We start from the raw sequence: 21,735 nt of genomic DNA, 5'->3' as shown, positions 1-21,735 counted from the left end.
CCCCTACCAGGCCTGGCCGCGCCGCTTGAGCTCCAGGCGGCGGACAAACTCCTCCAGCACCAGGGCATAGAGATCGTCCTGCAGGTAGGCATCCTCGATGCCGGCGTCGAGGTTGGGGTTGTCGTTGACCTCGATCACCACCACCTTGTCGCCGGACTGCTTGAGATCGACGCCGTACAGGCCGTCGCCGATCAGGTTGGCGGTCTTCACCGCCAGATCCACCACCGCCCGGGGCGCTTCGTGGATCGCCAGGGTGCGGCACTCGCCGTTGATGTCCTGGCCCTTGGCCTTGTGGTTGTAGATCTGCCAATGGCCCTTGGACATGAAGTACTGGCAGGCAAAGATCGGTTTGCGGTTGAGCACGCCGATGCGCCAGTCGTACTCGGTGTAGAAGAACTCCTGGGCCAGCAGCAGTACCGAGTGCTCGAACAGCTCGGCGGTGGCTTCCATCAAGGCCTGCTGGCTCTCGACCTTGATCACTCCGCGGGAAAAACAGCCGTCGGGGATCTTCAGCACCAGGGGAAAACCCAGGCGCTCGCCGACCCGTTCGAAATCCTGCGGTCGCTCCTTGTAGAGAATCTCGGTGGCGGGCATGCCCAGTTGATGGCCCTTGAGCAGGTCGCTGAGGTAGACCTTGTTGGTGCAGCGCAGGATCGACGCCGGGTCGTCCATCACCACCAGCCCTTCGCTCTCGGCCTTCTTGGCAAAACGGTAGGTGTGGTTGTCGACGCTGGTGGTCTCGCGGATCAGCAGCGCGTCATATTCGGCCAGCCGCGAATAGTCCTTCTTCTCGATCAGTTCCACATCGATGCCCAGGCCCTTGCCCACGCGAATGAAACTCTCCAGCGCCCGAGGGTTGGAAGGCGGCAGCAGTTCCTGGGGATCATGGAGAATGGCCAAGTCATAACGGGCCACTTGCCGGGAGCGCGGAACCCGCCAGACCTTGCGGCTGAAACTGTCCAGGGAGTTGGCGAACTGATCTTCCTGATCTTCGCGCAACTTATGCAGCGCCCCCGACTTGACGCCTTCGATGTGCCAACTGTTAGTTCGCTTGAAATCAACTAACAGGATCGGACAAGGGAAGAGTTCAAATAATTGCCGAGCCAATTCCTGCAAGGGCTCTATATGAGTTCGACCGAAGTAGAGGGTCAGCGTAAAGCCTTCGGTATCGCGGTAAAGATGATTGCTCAGGGCCTTTTCCAGGCTCTTGTCGAGATCATCCAGGGCCAACCCGTAAAGCGCCTTGCGGGTCAGTTCGCTGATGGTGCGCACCGAGGGAATCACCCGGTGGCCGCGGGCTTCAGCCAATAGCGAGCAATAGTAGCCATGCCCCAGGTACTTGTAGCTGCGGCACAGGTTGATCACCTGGACGCGCTTGCCGGGCGCGCTTTCGCGGCTGTGTTCGAGGTACTCCTGGGCCGTGAGGATGTCGTCGCTGGGAAAGTACGAGGCCCAGTCTTCCTTGCGTTCGACAATAATGATTACCTGGCTTGAGGTTTTGTCCAGCCGGGCAATATTAGTTGAGGAAGTGATTGTCGCCGGCAAACTTTGCCCGGATACTTCTCGCCAATGACCTTGTACCGCTGACATAAAGTTCGCTCTCGCTGAAGAACCTGACCCTTTCTATTAAGCACGAACTTTTTTTGAAGTCTCGTTTCATTACGCAACTTTTACGGCGGTCATATGGATCTTGTCTTTCGCACTGCAACCCTCGAGGACTTGCCGGCGCTGGTGGCGCTGGAAGAGCAATGTTTCACCAGCGACCGGCTGACCCCGCGCAGCTTCCAGTGGATGATCAGCCGCGCCCATGGGCAGCTGCTGGTGGCCGAACAGCAGGCGCAGGTGCTGGGGTATGCCCTGGTGCTGTTTCATCGCGGCACCTCCCTGGCGCGCCTGTATTCCCTGGCCATCGCCGAAAGCGCCCGGGGCCTGGGGCTGGGCAAGCGCCTGCTGCAACGCATGGAGGCCTGTGCCCTGACCCATGACTGCGCCTACCTGCGCCTGGAGGTACGCACCGACAACCCTGCGGCCATCGCCTTGTACGAGCGCAACGGCTACCGGCGCTTCGCCCTGGTCCCCGACTATTACCAGGACCACGCCGACGCCCTGCGCCTGGAAAAACGCATCCTCCAGCACCGCGAGACCCGCAGCATCCGCGTGCCCTACTACCAACAGACCACCGACTTCACCTGCGGCCCCGCCTGCCTGCTGATGGCCATGGGCGCCCTGCAACCTTCACGGCCCCTGGAGCGTCGGGAGGAACTGCAGATCTGGCGTGAAGCCACCACCGTCTTCATGACCTCGGGCCATGGTGGCTGCAGCCCCCAGGGCCTGGCCCTGGCGGCCTGGCGCCGCGGTTTTGCCGTGCGCTTGCAGGTCAACAGCAGCGGGCCGCTGTTTCTCAACGGCGTGCGCGACGAACATAAAAAGGACGTCATGCGCCTGGTCCACGATGAGTTCTGCAAGGAACTGGATGCCAGCGAAGTGCATCAGGTGCTCGGCGGGCCGCTGGACCTGCCCGGCCTGTTGCGTGAAGGCGGCCAGCCCCTGGTGCTGATCAGCAGCTATCGCCTGACCCGCTCCAAGGCGCCGCACTGGGTGATAGTCACCGACTGCGACCAGGACTTCGTCTACCTCCACGACCCGGAGGTCGATCACAGCCAGCACCGCCAGCCCCTGGACTGCCAGCACCTGCCGGTGAGTCACGGCGAGTTCGCCAAGATGTGCAGTTTCGGCAGCAGCAAACTGCGCGCCGCGGTGATCCTCTTCCCCGCGCGCGCCCACCCGTAGGAGCCGGCTTGCCGGCGAAAAGGCCCGCAGCCTTGCGCGGCCCCTGCCAGCGCCTTGGCTGGCAAGCCAGCTCCTACAGCAGCCAGATACGCCTCGCAGCCGCCCCCCGTAGGAGCCGGCTTGCCGGCGAAGAGGCCCGCAAGCCTTGCGCGGCCCCTGTCGGCGCCTGCAAGGGAGCCCGGGGCTATTGCAGGCCGACTTTGTACAGCGTGCCCTGGTCCTCGTCGGTGAGGATGTAGAGGTAGCCGTCCGGGCCCTGGCGCACATCACGAATACGCGCCTTGAGCCCGCCCAGCAGGCGTTCCTCGTGCTCGACCCGATCACCGTTGAACTGCAGCCGGATCAGCTCCTGGCTGGCCAGGGCGCCAATGAACACGTTGTGCTGCCAGGGCTTGAAGCGGTCGCTGTCATAGAAGGCCATGCCGCTGATGCCGGGGGACTTCTCCCACACATGGTGCGGCGCCACGGTGCCGGGCGCGGTCTGGCCCACGGCCTCGGGGATCGGCTGGCCGGAATAGTTGATGCCGTGGGTCGCCAGAGGCCAGCCGTAGTTCTTGCCGCGCTCGATGATATTGATCTCGTCGCCACCCTTGGGCCCGTGTTCGTTCTCCCAGAGGGTGCCGCTCCAGGGGTTGAACGCCGCCCCCTGGGGGTTGCGGTGGCCGTAGCTCCAGATCTCCGGGCGCACCCCGGCCTGGCCGACGAAAGGGTTGTCATCCGGCACCCGACCATCCGGGTACAGGCGCACGATCTTGCCCTGGAGCTTGTCCAGGTCCTGGGCGGTGGGCCGGTCGTTGTTTTCACCCAGGGTCACGAACAGGTAGCCGTCGCGGTCGAACACCAGCCGCGAACCGAAGTGATTGCCCGTGGACAGCTTGGGTTCCTGCCGGAAGATCACCTGGAAATCCTTGAGCCCGCTCAGGTCATCGCTCAAACGGCCACGGCCCACGGCGGTGCCGGCAGTCCCGCCCGCGCCGCCACCTTCGGCATAGGACAGATACACCATGCGGTCCTGCTTGAAGTCCGGCGACAGCGCCACATCCAGCAAGCCGCCCTGGCCCTTGGCCCAGACCTTGGGCACCCCGCTCAGGGGCGCCGAAAGCTTGCCGTCCGCGCCGACCAGCCGCAGGTTGCCCGGGCGCTCGGTCACCAGAATGCCCTGGCGGTCCGGCAGGAATGCCAGGGCCCAGGGATGGTCAAGGCCGGCAGCCACCGGAGTCAGGTTCAGCGTGCCCTGTTCACTGGGAAAAGCCTGGGGTGTGGCGGCCATGGCGGGCACGGCACTGCCCAGCAAGACGCTGGAGCACAAGGTGGCGATAAGGGTTTTACGCAACATGCTCGCTTCCTTTTGTCGATCGAGAAAATCCTCGGTAGCAGGTTTCGCACCTGCCGCCAGGGTGGCAGGACAGTGCTTCAGCGCCGGTTGCCGGGATCGCTGTCGCGGGGGCTTTGCACCCGGGGATCAGGGTTGGGTCGCTGCACCCCGCGACGCGGGTAGCCATTGCCGATGCCACCGTTCTCAAGGGTTGGCGGGCGACCGGTCGGAGCGGTGCTGGGGCCGCGCACGGGCGGGCTGCTGGGTTGGGTGCCCTGCATGCTGTTGGGGTTGGCGCGACGGATGGGGTTGCTGTAGGGGTCGTTGTTGCCGCTGCTGGGCAGGTTCTGCGCCAATTGCAGGGGGTGTTGATGGGGGGGAGGTGCTTCAGGGGCGCCAGCCCAGGCGGCGCCGCTGGTCCAGACCAGCGCGATGAGTGCGGCAAACCCGCGAGCCAGACCGTTCATGAAAAGCCTCCTGAGGAGCGACAAGGTATCGAATACGATTCCACGCTACGCCCAGGGTTCGGCTTTGTTAACTAAATAATCCTTCAGAACATGTAACACCCGGTATCCACGGTGCCTTCATCTGCAAGCGCTGGCTGGCCTGCGAACGGGCCCTTTGGCCATGCCTCTGGCTCAAGGATGCGTTCGCCGGCAAGCCCGCTCCTACACCGCGGGGGAGCAACGTCAGATGTAGATGAACAGCAACAGCAGTGCAGCGAAGATCGCCCACTTTTCCAGGTAGTAGCGCGCGCGGTTGCGCTTTTTCAGTTCTTTGCCCCGCAGGCGGATCTTGTACAGCTTGTTGAAGGCACGGTTCAGGCCACCCGTCTTGTCACCGGCATCGTTGGGCGCGCCGGCGGCGGACATCACGGTACGGCTGAACCAGCCATTGAACGCAGCGGCCCAGCGGTACTTCATCGGCCGCTCGACATCGCAGAACAGAATGATGCGGTTCTGCTCGGTGGTGTTTTCCGCGTAGTGAATGTAGGTCTCGTCGAACATCACCGCTTCGCCGTCGCGCCAGTGATAACGCTCACCGTCGACCTCGATGAAGCAGCCTTCGTTGTTCGGCGTGGAAAGACCCAGGTGGTAGCGATAGGAACCGGCATAAGGGTCGCGGTGACGAACCAGGCGCGAACCAGGCGGCAGCTCGGCGAACATCGCAGCCTTGATCGAACCGATACTCTGCACCAGCTCGGTGGTGCGTGGGCACAGCTTCATCGCCGAAGGGTGACTGTCGCCGTACCACTTCAGGTAGAAGCGTTTCCAGCCGGTCTTGAAGAAGGAGTTGAAACCCACATCGTTGTACTGGTCCGAGCGCTTGATCTCGCCGGCCTGCAGCAGGCTCTGGCCTTCGGCACGGATCTCTTCCCAGTGTTCCTGCAGCTTGTTCATCTCCGGGAAGTCGGCCGGGTCCAGGTACGGCCGGTTGGGGTACTTGGAGAACAGATAGAGGAAGCAGTTGATGGGCGCCAGGAAGGTCGAGTGATCACTGAGCTGGCGGCCCAGTTTATGGCGCACGCGCCCCCGCAGGTGTACGTACGCAATGGATAAAACGTATACAGCGGCAATGATGAGTTTCACGGAAATCGTCACACGTCAGAAGAGAACATGCTGCGCCTCTGAAAGCCCGGAAGGCCAAAGGAAAATTGCAGCGTCTGAGTTGAAAAAAGCGTAACCGGCGACACTCTTCGTCGCAGGTTCGACCCTCGGCATCTGGCCGTCGGCTGGCATTTTAGCCACAGTTTGTAACCAATGGTTAACTCATATTTGTTAAAAGCTGCGCTCCTTTCGTTGAAAGATGCGGGTATTGCGCCGGCTGTTGATTCAGCTCAACAAAAGCCGCTCGGTGCCGGTAGCGACCCGCAAGGGACTGTGTTGCCGGGCCTTGCCGAGGTATCCTGCGCGCCGCTGCCCTCTCCTCTTCGGCAAGGATTCCCGACTTGATCGACCCCAATCTCCCGCCAACCCTGGTGCTGCTGCCGGGCATGGATGGCACCGGCACCCTGTTCGAGCCGCTGCTCCAGGCCTTGGGCCAGCATTGGCCGGTACAGGTCTTGCATTATCCCGGCGATCAGCCCCTGGGCTACCCGGCCCTGGTGGAGCGGGTGATGGCGCAACTGCCGACGAACCGGCGATTCATCCTGCTGGGCGAGTCCTTTTCCGGCCCGGTGGCGGTGAGCGTGGCCGCCCGCAATCCCGAAGGGCTGATGGGCCTGGTGCTGTGCAGCAGCTTTGTACGCAATCCGCGCCCGCGCCTTGCGCCTTTGCAGCCCCTGCTCAAGGTACTGCCGGTGCAGCGCCTGCCGTTCTGGCCCATGGATGCCCTGCTGCTGGGCGGCTTTTCCACCCCGGCACTGCGTCAGGCACTGGCGGCGGCGATCGCCCAGGTGGCGCCGCAGGTACTGCAGGCCCGGTTGCAGGCGGTGATCGCCGTGGATGTACGCCAGGCCCTGGCTGCCAGCCGGGTGCCGCTGCTGTACCTGCGGGCCCGCCAGGATCGCTTGGTGCCCCCATCGGCTTCGGCCCTGGTCCGGCAGCTGCGCAGCGACGCCCGGCTGGTGGAGATCGAGGCGCCCCACTGCCTGCTCCAGGCCGCGCCGGCCGCGGCAGCGGCGCAATTGCAGCACTTCCTGAACGACCTGCTGGAAGCGGCTGCCATGCCCGTCAGGGGTTGAGCATCGTCTGCCCGCGCTAAAATCCCTGCCCCTGTGTCATACAACTGCTCGTTTACATATGCGACAATGCGCGCAAATTTCAACATGCACCCCGCACTCTTCGCTCAGCAACCTGGCCTCTTGGCCGGAATGTTGCGCTCGACGTACGCCCGCTGGCTCAGTTCCACACCCATACCGGTCCGACCTGGAAGGCTCCAGATCGCGCCCTGTGGATTTAAGGTCGGCGCTAAAACATTGGTAGGTAAGTAATTGATCTCCACAGCTAACATCACCATGCAGTTCGGCGCCAAGCCGCTGTTCGAGAACGTTTCGGTCAAGTTCAACGGCGGCAACCGCTACGGCCTGATCGGCGCCAACGGTTGCGGCAAGTCGACCTTCATGAAAATCCTCGGTGGCGACCTCGAGCCGTCCGGCGGCCAGGTCATGCTGGAACCGAACGTGCGCCTGGGCAAGCTGCGCCAGGACCAGTTCGCCTACGAAGAATTCACCGTGATCGACACCGTGATCATGGGCCACGAGGAGCTGTGGAAGGTCAAGGCCGAGCGCGATCGCATCTACTCGCTGCCGGAAATGACCGAAGAAGACGGCATGGCCGTGGCCGAGCTGGAAACCGAATTCGCCGAGATGGACGGCTACACCGCCGAGTCCCGCGCCGGTGAGCTGCTGCTGGGCCTGGGCATTCCCCTGGAACAGCATTTCGGCCCGATGACCGAAGTCGCGCCAGGCTGGAAACTGCGAGTTCTGCTGGCCCAGGCGCTGTTCTCCGATCCGGAAGTGCTGCTGCTGGACGAACCGACCAACCACCTGGACATCAACACCATCCGCTGGCTGGAAAACATTCTCACGGCGCGTAACAGCACCATGATCATCATTTCCCACGACCGGCACTTCCTGAACAGCGTCTGCACCCACATGGCCGACCTGGACTACGGCGAGCTGCGCCTGTTCCCGGGCAACTACGACGAGTACATGATCGCCGCGACCCAGTCCCGCGAGCAGTTGCTGTCGGACAACGCCAAGAAGAAAGCGCAGATCGCCGAGCTGCAGACCTTCGTCAGCCGCTTCTCGGCCAACGCCTCGAAAGCCAAGCAGGCCACGTCTCGGGCCAAGCAGATCGACAAGATCCAGCTGGCCGAAGTCAAGCCGTCTAGCCGCGTCAGCCCGTTCATCCGCTTCGAACAGACCAAGAAACTGCACCGCCAGGCGGTGACCCTGGAGCGCATGTCCAAGGGTTTCGACGGCAAGACCCTGTTCCAGAACTTCAGCTTCACCGTCGAGGCCGGCGAGCGCGTAGCGATCATCGGCCCCAACGGCATCGGCAAGACCACTCTGCTGCGCACCCTGGTGGGCGAGCTGACCCCGGACGCCGGCACAGTGAAATGGACCGAAAGCGCGGAGCTGGGCTACTACGCCCAGGACCACGCCCATGACTTCGAAGACGACGTCAGCCTGTTCGACTGGATGGGCCAGTGGACCCAGGGCGAACAGATGATCCGCGGCACCCTGGGCCGGATGCTGTTCTCCAACGACGAGATCCTCAAGTCGGTGAAGGTGATTTCCGGTGGTGAGCAAGGCCGCATGCTGTTCGGCAAGCTGATCCTGCAAAAGCCCAACGTGCTGGTGATGGACGAACCGACCAACCACCTGGACATGGAATCCATCGAGGCGCTGAACCTAGCCCTGGAAAACTACCCGGGCACCCTGATCTTCGTCAGCCACGACCGTGAGTTCGTATCGTCCCTGGCCACCCGCATCATCGAGTTGAGCCCAAGCGGCGTGACCGACTTCAGCGGCACCTACGACGACTACCTGCGCAGCCAGGGCGTGATGTTCTAAAGACAGCGGCAAGCGGTAAGCGACAACAAAAAAGCCCCGTCCAGTGTGACGGGGCTTTTTTGTATGCCCCCTCGCTCGCAGGTGCCGGCTTGCCGACGAAAAGGCCCGCCAGCCTTGCATCACCCGGCGGGCGCCTTCGCTGGCAAGCCAGTTCCGGCACGAACCCACAGGCCTCTGTAGGAGCCGGCTTGCCGGCGAACGGGCCCGCAAGACTTGCACCGCTCCTGCCAGCACCTACCGGGGGCGGGGAATAGATAGTTAGCCTGCTTTCTTTTATGTTCACGGCACGCGATGATGCAGGCCTCTAACCGCCGCCCGCGAACGAGCCTTCATGCCCGAGCCACAAACGCCCGCTCAAAGCTCCATGGCGATCACCCTGCAGATCGTCTCCATCGTCTTCTATACCTTTATCGCCTTCCTTTGCATCGGCCTGCCGATCGCGGTGTTGCCAGGTTATGTCCACGAACAGCTGGGCTTCAGCGCGGTGGTCGCCGGGCTGACCATTGGCGCGCAATACCTGGCCACCCTGCTCAGCCGGCCCATGGCCGGGCGCATGTCGGACACCGTGGGCACCAAGCGTTCGATCATCTACGGCTTGCTGGGGATTCTGCTCAGCGGGGTGCTGACCCTGGTTTCGGTGCTGCTCGTCCAGTGGCCGCTGCTGAGCCTTGCCGTGCTGCTGGGCGGGCGCCTGCTGCTGGGGGTGGCCCAGGGCCTGATCGGGGTCGGCACCATCAGTTGGTGCATGGGCCAGGTCGGCGCGGAGCACACCGCGCGGTCTATCTCCTGGAATGGCATTGCCTCCTACGGCGCTATCGCCATTGGTGCACCGTTGGGGGTGGTGATGGTCCAGCAATACGGTTTCACCAGCCTCGGCATCGCCTTGTCGAGCCTGGCGATCCTGGCGTTGCTGCTGATCCGCAACAAGCCTTCGGTGCCGGTGATTCGCGGCGAGCGCCTGCCGTTCTGGGCCGTGTTCGGGCGCATTGCGCCCTTTGGCGCCAGCCTGAGCCTGGCCTCCATCGGCTACGGCACCCTGACCACCTTCATCACCTTGTTCTACCTCAGCCGCGGCTGGACCGGCGCGGCCTATTGCCTGACGGTGTTCGGCGTGTGCTTTATCTTTTCGCGGCTGCTGTTCATCTCCTGCATCAGCCGTTTCGGCGGCTTTCGTTCGGCCATCGCCTGCATGTGCGTCGAAACCCTGGGCCTGGCCCTGCTGTGGCTGGCGCCCTCCACCGGCTGGGCCCTGGTGGGGGCCGGGTTGACCGGCTTCGGCCTGTCGCTGGTGTACCCGGCCCTGGGAGTGGAGGCCATCAAGCAAGTGCCCAACAGCAGCCGTGGCGCAGGCTTGAGCGCCTATGCGGTGTTTTTCGACCTGGCACTGGCCATCGCCGGGCCGTTGATGGGCGCGGTGGCGTTGAACCTGGGGTATTCGTGGATTTTCTTCTGCGCCGCCCTGCTCTCGCTGACCGGCCTGGGCCTGACCCTGATGCTCAAGCGCCGGGCCGGCGCCTGAGTCATTGATCGGCGGTCTGCATCCCGGCCCGGCTTGGCCGGCCCAGGGTATGGGCGAAGAAGTTGCCGGCTTCGAGAATCAGGTTGCGGTGGATGTCTTCACGGTCGACGCCGTCGGCATCGGTGCACAGCGCCGGCATCGCGGCCATCTGCTGTGCGGAACAAGGCGCCATGAACACGAAATGCCCGGCGCCGGCCAGCAGCTTGAAGTCCGGGGCCACCGGCAGTTTGCGCGCCAGCGCCGCGGCGTTCTTGTCCAGCGCCACCAACTGGTCGCCATCACCACTGTAGAGCAGCACCGGCACATGCACCCCGGCCAGGGTCTGGCGGCCGAACTTGAGGCTCAGGGGGGCCAGCAGCATCAAGGCATGCACCCGGGGGTCGGCCACCGGTTGCAGGTCGTCGCGGTCGACGATCAGTTCGCCCTGGGTGTTGCAGGCATCCCGGTCATTGGGGCGCTCCTGGCAGTAGCGCCGCAAGCGGTCCAGGTCCGGCGTGGCGCCGGAGAGAATCAACGCAGTCTCGCCACCGGCGGAATAGCCGATCACCCCCACCTGGTCGGCATTGACGAAGGGCGACAGCATCGGGTCGCCGAGGGTTGCGGTGATGGCTTCGGAAATCTGGATCGGCCGTCCGTACAGATTGCTCAGGGTACCCAGACGGCTGTGGTCCTTGGAGTTGTCGCCGGGGTGAATCACCGCCACCACGACAAAGCCCTTGCGTGCCAGAGAGGTGGCCAGGTCATGCAGGGCCAGAGGGGTGCCAGTGTTACCGTGGGACAGCATCAGCATCGGGAAGCGGCCGATGGCGATCTTGGCATCCCGCGAAGCCGCGATCTGATAGCCCTCAAGCTGGCTGCCGTGCTCGATACCGGTGGATGGGTAGAAGGCGATGGCGCGCATCGGTTGCCGGTCCAGGGGGTCGAGAAAACTCATCTCGTGAAAGCCCACGCTCCAGTGCGGATGCGGCCCAGGGGCGGCCTGCACCGAAAGCAGGCTGCTGAGCAGGCAGATCAGTAACATTGCACAAAGACGTTTCATCGCACGCCCACCTTTGCCGCCGGATCGAGAAAGCCGTTCTCCCCTGCCATCCCTTGCCGCCAAGGCCTTGCAGCTGTACCACGCCGTAGCCAGGGATGCACAAGCCGGGAGCCTTGCTCCGTGTGTTGCATAACCCGGGCCAGAAACCCTGAACACCACAATAAAAAAACTCCGCACCCTGCCCACTTCATGCGGTGAGCAGAATACAGAGTTTAGTGGCCCTTGCCGTGCAGCAAAGGCTCTTTACACAAGCCTTACGCGGCAGCGAAGAGTTGCTGGCTGATCTGCGCCTGGGCGTCGCTCATGGCTTTGCTGCGTACTTCCTCGCCGTAGGCCAGGCCATGGGCGCGAACGAATTCGACATCGGTGATGCCGAAGAAGCCGAACAGCACTTTCAGGTAGTCCTCGTGAGCCACCCCAGTGGCCTGGCCCACGTGCAGGCCGCCGGAAGTGGACACCACAATCACTTTCTTGCCGCCGCACAGGCCTTGCGGGCCGGCTTCGGTGTAGCGAAAGGTCTCGCCAGCCACGGCGATGCGGTCGATCCAGGCCTTGAGTTGGGTGGGAATGGTGAAGTTGTACATCGGCGCGGCGACTACCACGGTATCGGCAGCCTTGAATTCGGCCAGGGCCTGAGCGCTGAGCTGGGCCTCATGCTTCTGCGCGGCGTCACGCAGCTCCGCGGCGGTACCGGCAGCCACCAGGGTGGCGGCGGAGAAGTGGCTGATGGCGTCATTGGCCAGGTCGCGGTAGGTCACCACGGTGGCCGGATGAGCGGCTTTCCAGGCCTCGACCACGCTGTGGCTGAGCTGACGGGAGGCCGAGTTGTCACCAAGAATGCTGGAATCGATATGCAAGAGTTTCATCTGGGATCTCCAAGTGAGGACCGCCACTGGGCGATCGGATGTGGGCAATCCTACAGATGAAACCAATAGCTGATTAGCCGGTATAAATGCGATAGTTCGTCCCATCAGCAGGACAATCGAGCGAAAAATCATCATGCAAGACCTCAACGACCTCTATTACTTCGCCAAGGTGGTGGAAGCCGGTGGCTTCGCCGCCGCCGGACGCCTGCTGGGCATTCCCAAATCGCGGCTGTCACGGCGTATCGCCGAGCTTGAAGAACGCCTCAACGCCCGGCTGCTGCAACGCACCACCCGGCAACTGAGCCTGACTGCCGTGGGCGAGCGTTACCTGCGGCACTGCCAGGCCATGCTGCTGGAAGCGGAGATGGCCGACGAAGCCGTGGCCAGCATGGCCAGTGAACCCCGCGGGCGCCTGCGGGTGTCGAGCCCGGTGGGCCTGGCCCACGAACTGCTGACACCGCTGGTCAGCAGCTTTCTGGAGAAGTACCCCCAGGTGCAGCTGGAAATGCTCCTGCTCAACCGCCGTGTCGACCTGATCAACGAGGGTGTGGACGTCGCCCTGCGGGTGCGCGAGCTGGGCGACGAAGACCCGCTGCTGGTGACCCGGCGCCTGCGCCGGGCCCAGACGGCGATCGTGGCGACCCCAGACTTCCTCCGGCAGTACCGGGTGGAGCACCCGGAAGACCTGCGGCGCGTGCCGATTCTCGGCGCCCTGGAGGCCGACCGCCTGGTGCACCTGCGCCTGCTGGACCAGCAAGGCCAGGCCTGCGACCTGGCCCTGGAGGCACGCCTGGGCATCGACGACTTCATCGTGCGCCGTGCCTGTGCCCTTGCTGGCCAGGGCTGCACTGTGCTGCCCATGCTGTATTGCGAGGAGGAACTGGCCAGCGGCCAGTTGGTGCAGATGCTGCCGCAATGGTCATTGCCCGGCGGCTGGCTGCAGGCCGTGTATCCTCACCGCCGGGGTGTGATGCCGGCCGTGCGCGCCTGGATCGAGCACTTGAGTGAATCCTTCGAACGCTGCGGAGAACGACTGTTGTGAAAGCCCGAACCTTGAATGAAGAGCAAGTGGCGCAATTCTGCCTGGGCCTGCCGGGTGCGCGGGAAGACTACAAGTGGGGCGGTGTGCGGGTGTTCTCGATTGCCGGCAACAAGATGTTCGCCGTGCAGCACCTGCGGGGCGACTCGCTGGCCTTCAAGGTCGATCAGGAGCTGTTTCTCGGCCATGTCGACCGCCCGGGTATTGCCCCGGCGCCCTACCTGGCCCGGGCGCACTGGATCATCATGAACACCCCCTACCCCCTGGGCGCCTCGGAGCTCGAGGCGCTGCTGCAGCGCTCTCACCAGTTGGTGGTGAGCAAGCTGCCCAAGCGGGTTCAGGTGGGTTTGCTGCTCTAGAACAGGCTCAGCAGGCTGCTTTCCAGGAACAGCCGGTCGATCCAGAACACCTGGTGCAAGGCCACGATCAGCCAGAACACCAACTGGTAGGAGACCTTGCGGGTCTTGTGGCGCAACAGCTGCTGGGCCAGCAAGGCCCCGGGCCAGCCACCGGCCAGTTCCAGGGCATGCAGGACGTTCTCCGGGGTGCGCCGGCCCTCGGCCTGGGCCCGGCGCTTGTCGTGCCAGTAGACCAGGAAGGCCAGCAGGCTGACCGCGCCATAGGCGATCAGGGGAATGAGCGAAATCCCCTTCCACCACAGCGACAGCGAACCGAACAGCGGCAACCCGCACAGCAGTACGAACGCCAGCAGCTTGGCCCGGGGATGCTGGAGCCGCGCAGCACTGGCCGAGGGCGCCGGGCGCCGGGCCGTACTCATGGCTTGGCCGCCGTCCAGTCGACCCAGCCGAACTGCCAGGTCGCCAGGATCAACAGGCCGAAGGCAATGCGATACCAGGCGAAGGCCGCATAGCTGTGGCTGGCGATGAACTTCAGCAGGCCCTTGACCGCGATCATGGCGAAGACAAAGGCGGTGACGAAGCCGATGGCGAACACCGGGAAGTCATCGGGCTGGAACAGATGGCGGTACTTGTAGCCTGAATACACCGCGGCGCCGACCATGGTGGGCATGGCCAGGAAGAACGAAAACTCGGTGGCGGTCTTGCGCGACAGGCCGAACAGCAGGCCGCCGATGATGGTGGAGCCCGAGCGCGAGGTGCCCGGGATCATCGCCAGGCACTGGGCGCAGCCGACCTTGAGCGCGTCCTTCCAGGTGATGTCGTCCACTGTCTCGGCATGCACCTGGTGCTGCCGGCGCTCGGCCCACAGCATGATCAGGCCGCCGACCACCAGGGCCGTGGCCACGGTAATGGGGTTGAACAGGTAGGCATGGATCAGGTCGGCGAAGATCACCCCCAGCACCACCGCCGGCAGGAAGGCGATCAACAGGTTGATCGTGAAGCGCTGGGCCTTGGGCTGGGTCGGCAGGCCGATCACCACATCGAGGATCTTGCGGCGAAACTCCCAGACAACCGCAAGGATCGCCCCCAACTGGATAATGATGTTGAAGGCCATCGCCCGCTCGCCGCCAAAGTCGAGCAAGTCGGCCACAATGATCTGGTGCCCGGTGCTGCTGATGGGTAAAAACTCGGTCAGGCCTTCGACAATCCCGAGTATCAATGCCTGTGCGGCGGTCCAAAGATCCATCAATTCCCCCATGAGGCGATGCTCGTGGCAAGCCTCTTTTTAATTGGTCAAAGCATTTGCTGCGTCGAGCGTAGCCGAGAAATCGGCGCTCGTAAGATCAACACAAGCCCATGAAAATTATGTGAAAAGTTCAGAAAGGTTCAGGTTTTCGGCAAAGGCGCCGAAATCCTAGCAGACAGGCGCAAAACACGCCGCGATGTTATTGGACTTCCGTAGGGTTGGCGTTGGAAGGCCAGCGTGCTTGGATGCTCCGGGCCTTTTATGACAAGAACAAGAATCTGGAGTGACCGGATGATGAATAGCTTACGCAAGATGTCCATCAGTCAGCGCCTGTGGCTGATACTGATCGTGGCGGTGCTGACCCTGGTGACCCTGGGCGTGATGATGCTCAAGCAGATTCATGGGGACCTGTACCTGGCCAAGGCGCAGAAGACCCAGCACGTGGTGCAGACCGCCGCCGGCGTACTGAATTACTACCAGGGCCTGGAAGCCGCCGGCAGCCTGACCCGCGAGCAGGCGCAGAAGCAGGCGCTGCAGGTGATTCGCGGGCTGCGCTACAACCAGAATGACTACTTCTGGATCAACGACCTGACGCCGGTGATGATCATGCACCCGGCCAACCCCAAGCTCGACGGGCAGAACCTGGCCGCGGTCAAGGACCCGGACGGTTTCGAGGTGTTCAACGAGATGGTGACCCTGGCCAAGGCCAAGGGCGGCGGCATGGTGGACTACCGCTGGCCCAAGCCCGGCGCCGAGCAACCGGTCCAGAAGACCTCCTACATCCAGCTGTTCCAGCCCTGGGGCTGGATCATCGGCTCCGGAGTCTATATCGACGACCTGCAGGACGAGTTCTACGCCCAGGTATTGCGCGCCTCCTCCATCGGCCTGGTGATTGCCCTGCTGATGGCCGCCCTGGTGGTGCTGATCGTGCGCAGCATTGTCAGCCCGCTGCGCGAAACGGTGCACGCCATGGCCAACATCGCCAGCGGCGAAAGCGACCTGACCCGCAGCCTCGACACCCACGGCCAGGACGAGGTCACCGAACTGGCCCGGCACTTCAACGGCTTTACCGCCAAGTTGCGCGGTGTGGTGATGCAACTGCAATCCAGCGCCGCAGCCCTGGAACAGTCCTCCAGCGAACTGGGTAGCAACGCCAACGACGCCCAGGAGCGCAGCCAGCAGCAATCCCAGCAGATGGAACAGGTGGCGGCCGCCATCAGCCAGGTCACCAGCGCAGTCCAGGATGTGGCGCGCAACGCCGAGCATGCCGCCACCGAGGTGCGCGAGGCCGAGGCCCAGGCCCAGCAGGGCCAGGTCAACATCGACGGCAGCTTGCAGCAGATCGACCAGCTTTCGGTGACCATCGACCAGGCGGTGGAAGTGATCCGCACCCTGGCGGCGGAAAGCACCCAGATCGGCACGGTGCTGGAGGTGATCCGCTCGATTGCCGAACAGACCAACCTGCTGGCCCTGAACGCTGCCATCGAGGCGGCCCGGGCTGGGGAGCAAGGGCGCGGCTTTGCCGTGGTGGCCGACGAAGTGCGCCTGCTGGCCCAGCGTACCCAGCAGTCCACCGCGGAAATCCAGGGCATGATCGAGCGCCTGCAAAACCACTCCGAAGCGGCGGTCAAGGTCATCGGCGATAGCAGCCGAGCCTCGCAACTGACCATCGAGCAGGCCGGGCTGGCCGGCGCCAGCCTCAACGCCATCGGCCAGGCACTGCGCAACCTCAACGGCCTGAACGCGACGATTGCCAGCGCCACCCTGGAACAGGCCCATGTGGTGGAAGACATCAACCACAACGTCGGCCAGGCAGCCGGCCTGTCCCAGGGCACGGCCCTGGCGGCCCAGCACTCCAGCGCCGCCAGCCGCCACCTCAAGGAGCTGTCGGAGCAACTCAACGGCCTGTTGCGCCAGTTCCGCGTCTGCCCCCTCGCTGAACCCAAGGCCCCGGACTGACGCCCGGGGCCGACTCTGGGTACAATCGCCCCCCCTCCTCCATTTCCCCAAGGAACCGCCATGTCCGGGCTTGAACTGTTTGCCGCCGCCCTCGGCGTGATCGCCGTCTGGCTGACGGTCAAACAGAACCCCTGGTGCTGGCCCATCGGCCTGGTCATGGTGCTGCTGTACAGCTGGATCTTCTACGAGGTCAAGCTCTATTCCGACATGCTCCTGCAGGTGGTCTACGCGGTGCTGCAGCTCTATGGCTGGTGGCAGTGGACCCGGGGCGGCGAACAGCACCAGGGGCGGCCGGTCAGCCAGTTGCAGTCCAGCGGACTGCTACAGGGGCTGGCCCTGGGCGCAATGGGCAGCCTGCTGCTGGGGGCTGCCATGGCCCACTGGACCGACGCCGCGCAGCCCTGGCTGGACGCCGCCTTGACCGCCTTCAGCCTGGTGGCGCAGTGGTGGATGGCGCAGAAGCGCGTGCAATGCTGGCCGCTGTGGATTGCCGTGGACGTGATTTTCGTCGGGTTGTTCGTCTACAAGGAGCTCTACCTGACGGCGGCGCTGTATGCCCTGTTCACCCTGCTGGCCGTCCAGGGCTGGCGAGCCTGGCGCGCCGACCCGGCCCTGCAGTCGTGAAGGTCCTGGTACTGACCGGCCCCGAATCCAGCGGCAAGAGCTGGCTGGCGAGCGAGCTGCAAGCCCACTTCGGTGGCATCCAGGTGGGCGAATACGTGCGCCACTTCATCGAGCAGCAGGGCCGCGACACCTGCCTGGCGGACATTCCCGAGATCGCCCGGGGCCAGCTCGCCTGGGAAGATCAGGCCCGCGCCCAGCAACCTGGACTGCTGATTCTCGATACCCACCTGTTAAGCAACCAACTCTGGAGCCAGACCCTGTTCGGCGACTGCCCGCCGTGGCTGGAACCCCAACTGCTGGCCCGCCACTACGACCTGCACCTGCTGCTGTCGCCGGAAGATGTGGCCTGGAGCGACGACGGCCAGCGCTGCCAGCCACAACTGGCAGAACGCCTGGCGTTCTTCGAGGCTACCCGCCATTGGCTGGAGCAACACCGCCAGCCGTACCGCATCATTGGCGGCGACTGGCAAGCCCGCCGGCAACAGGCCTTCGAGCAGGTCCGGCAACTGCTGCAAGCGTGATAGGTGCAGTGCCGCAGGGCCACAAGTGTCCATCCCTGAAACACCTGCCTGGCCATCAGGCCGCCATTTTCCGCGGTGGCGCCCAGGGCCGGGCAAACTGTTAAGCCCCTGATACACCCCCGCAGCAACCCCTGTTCCAGAGCGTTGCCCCGGTTATGGCCAATGGCCGTCGGGGGTACTTGTCTCATCCCTGAAACAGTCCCGAAAGCCGACGCCCCGCAGCGTTCGCAAGCCGTTGAATCTTAAAAGGAAATAAAAAGCGGCACGGCTTCTGCTCTCTTCCTCGCAACGCCGGCTAGGGCCAGCACTGAGAAGAAGGAATACCGCCGTGGGGACGCTGAATAAAAGTTTCACCCGCCTACTGCTGATCGGCTGCGCCGTCAGCGCGGTGTACAGCCTTCCGGTGATCGCTGCGGGGAATGGCGAAATCATCATCCAGCGCACCGTCCAGGCGCAGCCCATCGGCCGCGCACCTTTGCAAAAAGATCCCAACCCCGTCGAGGTCAACACCAACCCGTCGGTCCTGGTCAATCAGATGACCAGTAATGAAATGAGCGATGGCGACTTTGCCGGAATCAAGACCGGAGCGCTGGTCCGCGGCACGGTGCTGTCCGGCAGCGCCGGTGTACCCGGCATGAATGTGCTGACCAACAACAACGGCCTGCCCGGCATGTCCGCCGGCCATGGCGGCGGTGCGGGCGCCAGCATCTCCAACTCGATCAACCGCAGCATCAGCTCCGGCATGGCTCCCTTGAGCAACATTGGAGGGCAATAACATGAGTCGCTCCCTGCTGTTCCTCGCCTTGCTGACCTGCACCGGGGCCATGGCCGACTCGGCCAGCCCAGTCACCGCTACCTCGAACATCCAGAACTCCGGCGCAGGCTATACCGGCAACTTCAACGTCAACCAGGCCGCCGGCGACCAGCAGCAACAGACCAACGTACGGGCCATTGCCATCGGCACCAACGCCACGGCAACCACCAGCGTGACCCAGAAGATCACCACCGCCGCCAGCCGCGCGGTCAACGCCAGCAGCACCATCGGCGGCAACTCTTTCAGCAACGGCAACGGCGCACTGGGCGTGAACCAGTCGGCCGGGGCCAACAACCAGATGGCCAATGCCCTGCGGATCAGCATCAGTGCCAATCCGCAAAGCATTGACGACAGCGCCCTGTCGCAACAGAACGTGGCGCTGTTACCAGACTCAGGAGCAACTGGCACTCAACAAGGCAGCCGCCAGGTCGTTACCAGCGACCAGGCCTTCACCGGCAGCCGTGGAGTGATTCAGGTGAACCAGAGTGCCGGGGTGGGGAACCGAATGGCTAACACCCTGAGCATCCGGGTCGCAGATTGACCCCTCGTAGTGCAATTAGAAAGTACCAACACTTAACCAACTAATAAGCACCGGAGAAACACCATGAAACCTACAATGGCTCTCAAACCACTGGTTTTCGCACTGGCCGCCGTCATGGCAATGGCTGCTCAGGCAGGTGGTAACGATCATGGTAACAACGGCGGTCATGGCAACGGCCATGGCGATCACGATCAAGGTCCGGACCTCAGCACTCTGCTGCAAATCACCGCTGGAGCCGGTGCCGCAGTCATCGATGTGCAGAACAGCAACACCAACGTAGTGAAAAACCAGGGCACCAACAACAACGCCAAGGCCGACAACTCCCTGAACAACTCCAACGGCAACATGGGTGCCAACGTCGCCGCCGGCGACGGCAACCAACAAGACAATGCCGCTGCCCTGGCAACCGCTGACGAAAGCTTCATCTTCGGCAGTGCCGTGGCCGCTTCCAGCGCCACTCAGGTCAACAACAACAACTACGTGAAAAACTCCTCGACTCAGAACAACGCCGTGCTCAACAACTCCGGCAACAACGGTTCCGGCAATATCGGCATCAACGTGACCGCCGGCGACTTCAACCAACAGAAAAACAACCTGGCCATCGCCGTTTCCGGTGGCCGCGTAGCCACTGCCGCTGCTTCGGCCAACCAGCAATCGACCAACCTGGTCGTAGACAACAAAGGTGTCCAGGCCTACAAAAAAGACACCCTCACTGGCGGCTTCGTAGCCTCTGGCACCTACAAAGGCACCGGCAGCGGCAAAATCGAAGGTGGCGACGATCATGGCAGCGGCCATGGCTATGGCGACAACAAAGGCCACGGCAACGACGATCAGAAACTCACCTTCAAAGAACAAGGCACTATCGAACTGGCCGGCTACTGGACCCAGCAAGTGCTGACCAAAGACGGCTGGAAAAACCCAGTGGTCAACAACGCCAGCATGACCAACTCGATGAACGGCTTCTCCGGCAACGGCGGCGCCAACGTCTCGGCCGGTGTGGGCAACCAACAAAGCAACTCGCTGTCCATCGCCGCTGGCTGCAAAGCCTGCATGTAATCGCGATCGTAACGAAAGCCCCGGAAACGGGGCTTTTCCACAGTCCGACCAAGGCGTAACGATCATGCGTACTGCGATCCTCTCTCTCCTGCTGTGCCTCTGCGCCCCCGTCCAGGCCGCACAGATGGCGGTGGCCGGCCTGCCCGGTGGCAACCTGATCTTCAAACAGGTGCAGAGCGTGCGCGAGCGCAAGTTCAGCGACATCGTCGAGCAGAAAACCGACTTCAGCTGCGGCGCTGCCGCGCTGGCGACCATTCTGCGCCAGGCCTACTGGCTCGATGTCGATGAAGAGCACGTCATCAAGGGCATGCTGGTGAACTCGGACCAGAACCTGGTGCGTACCCAGGGGTTCTCCATGCTCGACATGAAGCGCTACGTGGAAAGCATCGGCATGCGCGCCCGGGGCTACCGGATTCCGCCAGACAAGCTCGAGGCGGTGACCATCCCGGTGGTGGTACTGATGGAGATTCGCGGCTACAAGCACTTCGTGGTGATGCAGCGGGCGCAGAAAGGCTGGGTCTATATCGGTGATCCGGTGCTGGGCCACAAGCGCTACACCCATGATGACTTCGTCAAAGGCTGGAACGGTATCGTGTTCGCCATCATCGGCCCTGGCTACGACAAGGCCAACGCCTTGCTCGACCCGCCAGCCCCACTGACCGCGAAGAACAAGCTCGATAACTTCTACCCGGTCAGGGACGCGGACTTGATGGACTTCGGCTTCATCCAGAGCGACTTCTTCTAGAAGCGCAAACACTATAAAGGGGCAGGACGCTCCGGGAGCAGCAAGCAGATGAAGACTTCATACTGGCTGGCAGCCGCCTGCCTGGCAGCAGCTCTTCCAGCCCATGCTGGTTTCAAGCCCGAACTCATCCAGGATCAGGAGTTATCGCAGTTACGGGGCCGTTACGTGATGCCGGGGCGGATTATCAGCTTCGGCATTGTCATGAGCAGTACCTGGCGCAACGCCAGCGGTGACCTGATCGGTGCGACCACCTCGCTGCAGATCCAGCAAGCCACCATCAAACCGGAATTCTACGTCTCCACCATCACCCAGACCGGCAACGGCACTACGCCCCCGCCCGGGACCGGCAACGTGATCGGCGGCGCAGGGCTGGCCAGCGGCCAGGGCGTAACCCAGAGCGTAAGGGCCGCCGGCGACGGCAACTCGGCCTACAACAACATCAATATCAATGTCACAGAAGCCAATCAGGCGCCGGCACTGGCGGCCGGCGTGGGGCAGGCATTGATCAGCGGCCAGACCATCACCGGCAGCAACGCCGCCGGCAGCGTGGCGGTGTCGGCCCTCAACGGTGGCATCCAGATGGCGATTCAGGCCAGTGGCAACCAGGGCAATGCCTTGCAGCAAGTGGCCCAGGGCAACTTGCTGCAGAACACCCAGTTGATGGGTAACAGCAACCTGGTGAACAACATGACACAGCTCAATGTGGTGCTCAGGAACAACGGTCCCAGCACCGGTGCTTTGGACTGTAATTTGAGTACGCTCAACGCTCTACGCAAATTCTGA

The 21,735-nt window shown here is 63.2% G+C and carries 22 protein-coding genes and 1 pseudogene; 15 read left to right on the top strand and 8 right to left on the bottom strand.

Going from position 1 to position 21,735, the window contains the following annotated elements; translation table 11 throughout:
* Positions 1 to 3: 3 nt before the first annotated feature.
* Entirely contained in the window at positions 4 to 1,590 is a 1,587-nt protein-coding gene (locus AC1RCO_RS05235; RefSeq protein ID WP_015635682.1) for a RimK family alpha-L-glutamate ligase, read from the bottom strand.
* Between the two features lie 93 nt (positions 1,591 to 1,683).
* Here AC1RCO_RS05235 and AC1RCO_RS05230 point away from each other — a divergent pair, with 93 nt between their 5' ends.
* The gene (locus AC1RCO_RS05230) at positions 1,684 to 2,790 is read left to right on the top strand and encodes a peptidase C39 family protein (protein ID WP_492617469.1); all 1,107 of its coding nucleotides are present in this window, start codon (positions 1,684 to 1,686) and stop codon (positions 2,788 to 2,790) included.
* Positions 2,791 to 2,974: 184 nt separating this feature from the next.
* On the opposite strand, the gene AC1RCO_RS05225 is transcribed toward AC1RCO_RS05230, so the two are convergent.
* The 3 genes from AC1RCO_RS05225 to lpxO form a co-directional block, all read right to left on the bottom strand.
* The gene (locus AC1RCO_RS05225) at positions 2,975 to 4,126 is read right to left on the bottom strand and encodes a PQQ-dependent sugar dehydrogenase (protein WP_220222679.1); all 1,152 of its coding nucleotides are present in this window, start codon (positions 4,124 to 4,126) and stop codon (positions 2,975 to 2,977) included.
* A gap of 77 nt (positions 4,127 to 4,203) precedes the next feature.
* A complete protein-coding gene (locus AC1RCO_RS05220) occupies positions 4,204 to 4,572 on the bottom strand; it encodes a hypothetical protein (protein WP_492617468.1) in 369 nt (122 codons plus the stop codon).
* A 222-nt stretch (positions 4,573 to 4,794) separates the two neighbouring features.
* Positions 4,795 to 5,694: a lipid A hydroxylase LpxO gene (lpxO, locus tag AC1RCO_RS05215; protein ID WP_077934160.1), complete on the bottom strand. Its 900-nt coding sequence runs from the start codon at positions 5,692 to 5,694 to the stop codon at positions 4,795 to 4,797.
* 359 nt (positions 5,695 to 6,053) lie between these two features.
* On the opposite strand from lpxO, the gene AC1RCO_RS05210 reads away from it, so the two are divergent.
* The 3 genes from AC1RCO_RS05210 to AC1RCO_RS05200 all read left to right on the top strand — a co-directional run bounded on the left by AC1RCO_RS05210 (position 6,054) and on the right by AC1RCO_RS05200 (position 10,143).
* Positions 6,054 to 6,788, top strand: coding sequence for an alpha/beta fold hydrolase (locus AC1RCO_RS05210; RefSeq protein WP_053158645.1), 735 nt, complete (start codon positions 6,054 to 6,056; stop codon positions 6,786 to 6,788).
* 249 nt (positions 6,789 to 7,037) lie between these two features.
* Positions 7,038 to 8,624: an ABC-F family ATPase gene (locus AC1RCO_RS05205; protein ID WP_011061394.1), complete on the top strand. Its 1,587-nt coding sequence runs from the start codon at positions 7,038 to 7,040 to the stop codon at positions 8,622 to 8,624.
* Positions 8,625 to 8,955: 331 nt separating this feature from the next.
* A complete protein-coding gene (locus tag AC1RCO_RS05200) occupies positions 8,956 to 10,143 on the top strand; it encodes an MFS transporter (RefSeq protein ID WP_492617467.1) in 1,188 nt (395 codons plus the stop codon).
* A gap of 1 nt (position 10,144) precedes the next feature.
* On the opposite strand, the gene AC1RCO_RS05195 is transcribed toward AC1RCO_RS05200, so the two are convergent.
* On the bottom strand, positions 10,145 to 11,182 hold the full coding sequence (locus tag AC1RCO_RS05195) for an alpha/beta hydrolase family protein (protein ID WP_011061396.1): 1,038 nt from the start codon (positions 11,180 to 11,182) through the stop codon (positions 10,145 to 10,147).
* Between the two features lie 254 nt (positions 11,183 to 11,436).
* Complete coding sequence (locus AC1RCO_RS05190) at positions 11,437 to 12,048, bottom strand: FMN-dependent NADH-azoreductase (protein WP_011061397.1); 612 nt, start codon at positions 12,046 to 12,048, stop codon at positions 11,437 to 11,439.
* 133 nt (positions 12,049 to 12,181) lie between these two features.
* On the opposite strand from AC1RCO_RS05190, the gene AC1RCO_RS05185 reads away from it, so the two are divergent.
* Both AC1RCO_RS05185 and AC1RCO_RS05180 read left to right on the top strand, forming a co-directional pair.
* Complete coding sequence (locus tag AC1RCO_RS05185; protein WP_492617466.1) at positions 12,182 to 13,090, top strand: LysR substrate-binding domain-containing protein; 909 nt, start codon at positions 12,182 to 12,184, stop codon at positions 13,088 to 13,090.
* An 11-nt stretch (positions 13,091 to 13,101) separates the two neighbouring features.
* Positions 13,102 to 13,446 (top strand): MmcQ/YjbR family DNA-binding protein, encoded by a 345-nt coding sequence (locus AC1RCO_RS05180; protein ID WP_169891849.1) that lies wholly within the window; start codon positions 13,102 to 13,104, stop codon positions 13,444 to 13,446.
* Here the strand turns inward: AC1RCO_RS05180 and AC1RCO_RS05175 are convergent.
* Together AC1RCO_RS05175 and AC1RCO_RS05170 are read right to left on the bottom strand one after the other, a co-directional pair.
* Positions 13,443 to 13,865 (bottom strand): DUF1294 domain-containing protein, encoded by a 423-nt coding sequence (locus tag AC1RCO_RS05175; RefSeq protein WP_065364105.1) that lies wholly within the window; start codon positions 13,863 to 13,865, stop codon positions 13,443 to 13,445. The two genes, AC1RCO_RS05180 and AC1RCO_RS05175, sit on opposite strands and share 4 nt — an antisense overlap.
* Positions 13,862 to 14,692: an undecaprenyl-diphosphate phosphatase gene (locus AC1RCO_RS05170; RefSeq protein WP_011061401.1), complete on the bottom strand. Its 831-nt coding sequence runs from the start codon at positions 14,690 to 14,692 to the stop codon at positions 13,862 to 13,864. The genes AC1RCO_RS05175 and AC1RCO_RS05170 overlap by 4 nt, the downstream gene beginning before the upstream one ends.
* Before the next feature lie 261 nt (positions 14,693 to 14,953).
* Between AC1RCO_RS05170 and AC1RCO_RS05165 the strand changes: the two are divergent.
* The 9 genes and pseudogenes from AC1RCO_RS05165 to fapE all read left to right on the top strand — a co-directional run.
* Positions 14,954 to 15,763: pseudogene (locus AC1RCO_RS05165) on the top strand (cache domain-containing protein); the annotation flags it as partial.
* A 21-nt stretch (positions 15,764 to 15,784) separates the two neighbouring features.
* Complete coding sequence (locus tag AC1RCO_RS05160) at positions 15,785 to 16,651, top strand: methyl-accepting chemotaxis protein (protein ID WP_492617605.1); 867 nt, start codon at positions 15,785 to 15,787, stop codon at positions 16,649 to 16,651.
* 60 nt (positions 16,652 to 16,711) lie between these two features.
* Entirely contained in the window at positions 16,712 to 17,275 is a 564-nt protein-coding gene (pnuC, locus tag AC1RCO_RS05155; RefSeq protein WP_011061403.1) for a nicotinamide riboside transporter PnuC, read from the top strand.
* Entirely contained in the window at positions 17,272 to 17,796 is a 525-nt protein-coding gene (locus AC1RCO_RS05150) for an AAA family ATPase (protein WP_041752268.1), read from the top strand. The genes pnuC and AC1RCO_RS05150 overlap by 4 nt, the downstream gene beginning before the upstream one ends.
* Before the next feature lie 328 nt (positions 17,797 to 18,124).
* Positions 18,125 to 18,571, top strand: a complete 447-nt coding sequence (gene fapA, locus AC1RCO_RS05145; RefSeq protein WP_019093951.1) for a functional amyloid chaperone FapA — start codon at positions 18,125 to 18,127, stop codon at positions 18,569 to 18,571.
* A gap of 1 nt (position 18,572) precedes the next feature.
* Positions 18,573 to 19,151, top strand: a complete 579-nt coding sequence (fapB, locus tag AC1RCO_RS05140; RefSeq protein WP_053151751.1) for a fibril amyloid subunit FapB — start codon at positions 18,573 to 18,575, stop codon at positions 19,149 to 19,151.
* A 63-nt stretch (positions 19,152 to 19,214) separates the two neighbouring features.
* On the top strand, positions 19,215 to 20,207 hold the full coding sequence (gene fapC / locus AC1RCO_RS05135) for an amyloid-like fimbrin subunit FapC (protein ID WP_041118295.1): 993 nt from the start codon (positions 19,215 to 19,217) through the stop codon (positions 20,205 to 20,207).
* A 64-nt stretch (positions 20,208 to 20,271) separates the two neighbouring features.
* Positions 20,272 to 20,952 carry a fibril amyloid maturation endopeptidase FapD gene (fapD, locus tag AC1RCO_RS05130; RefSeq protein ID WP_041118296.1) on the top strand — a complete coding sequence of 227 codons (681 nt, stop codon included), beginning with the start codon at positions 20,272 to 20,274 and terminating at the stop codon, positions 20,950 to 20,952.
* 48 nt (positions 20,953 to 21,000) lie between these two features.
* Complete coding sequence (gene fapE, locus AC1RCO_RS05125; protein WP_174394690.1) at positions 21,001 to 21,735, top strand: fibril amyloid subunit FapE; 735 nt, start codon at positions 21,001 to 21,003, stop codon at positions 21,733 to 21,735.

This window comes from Pseudomonas sp. GW823-FHT03E05, from assembly GCF_058796855.1.
Note: the sequence above shows the minus strand (reverse complement) of the source record. Positions and strands in the feature narration are given on the sequence as shown.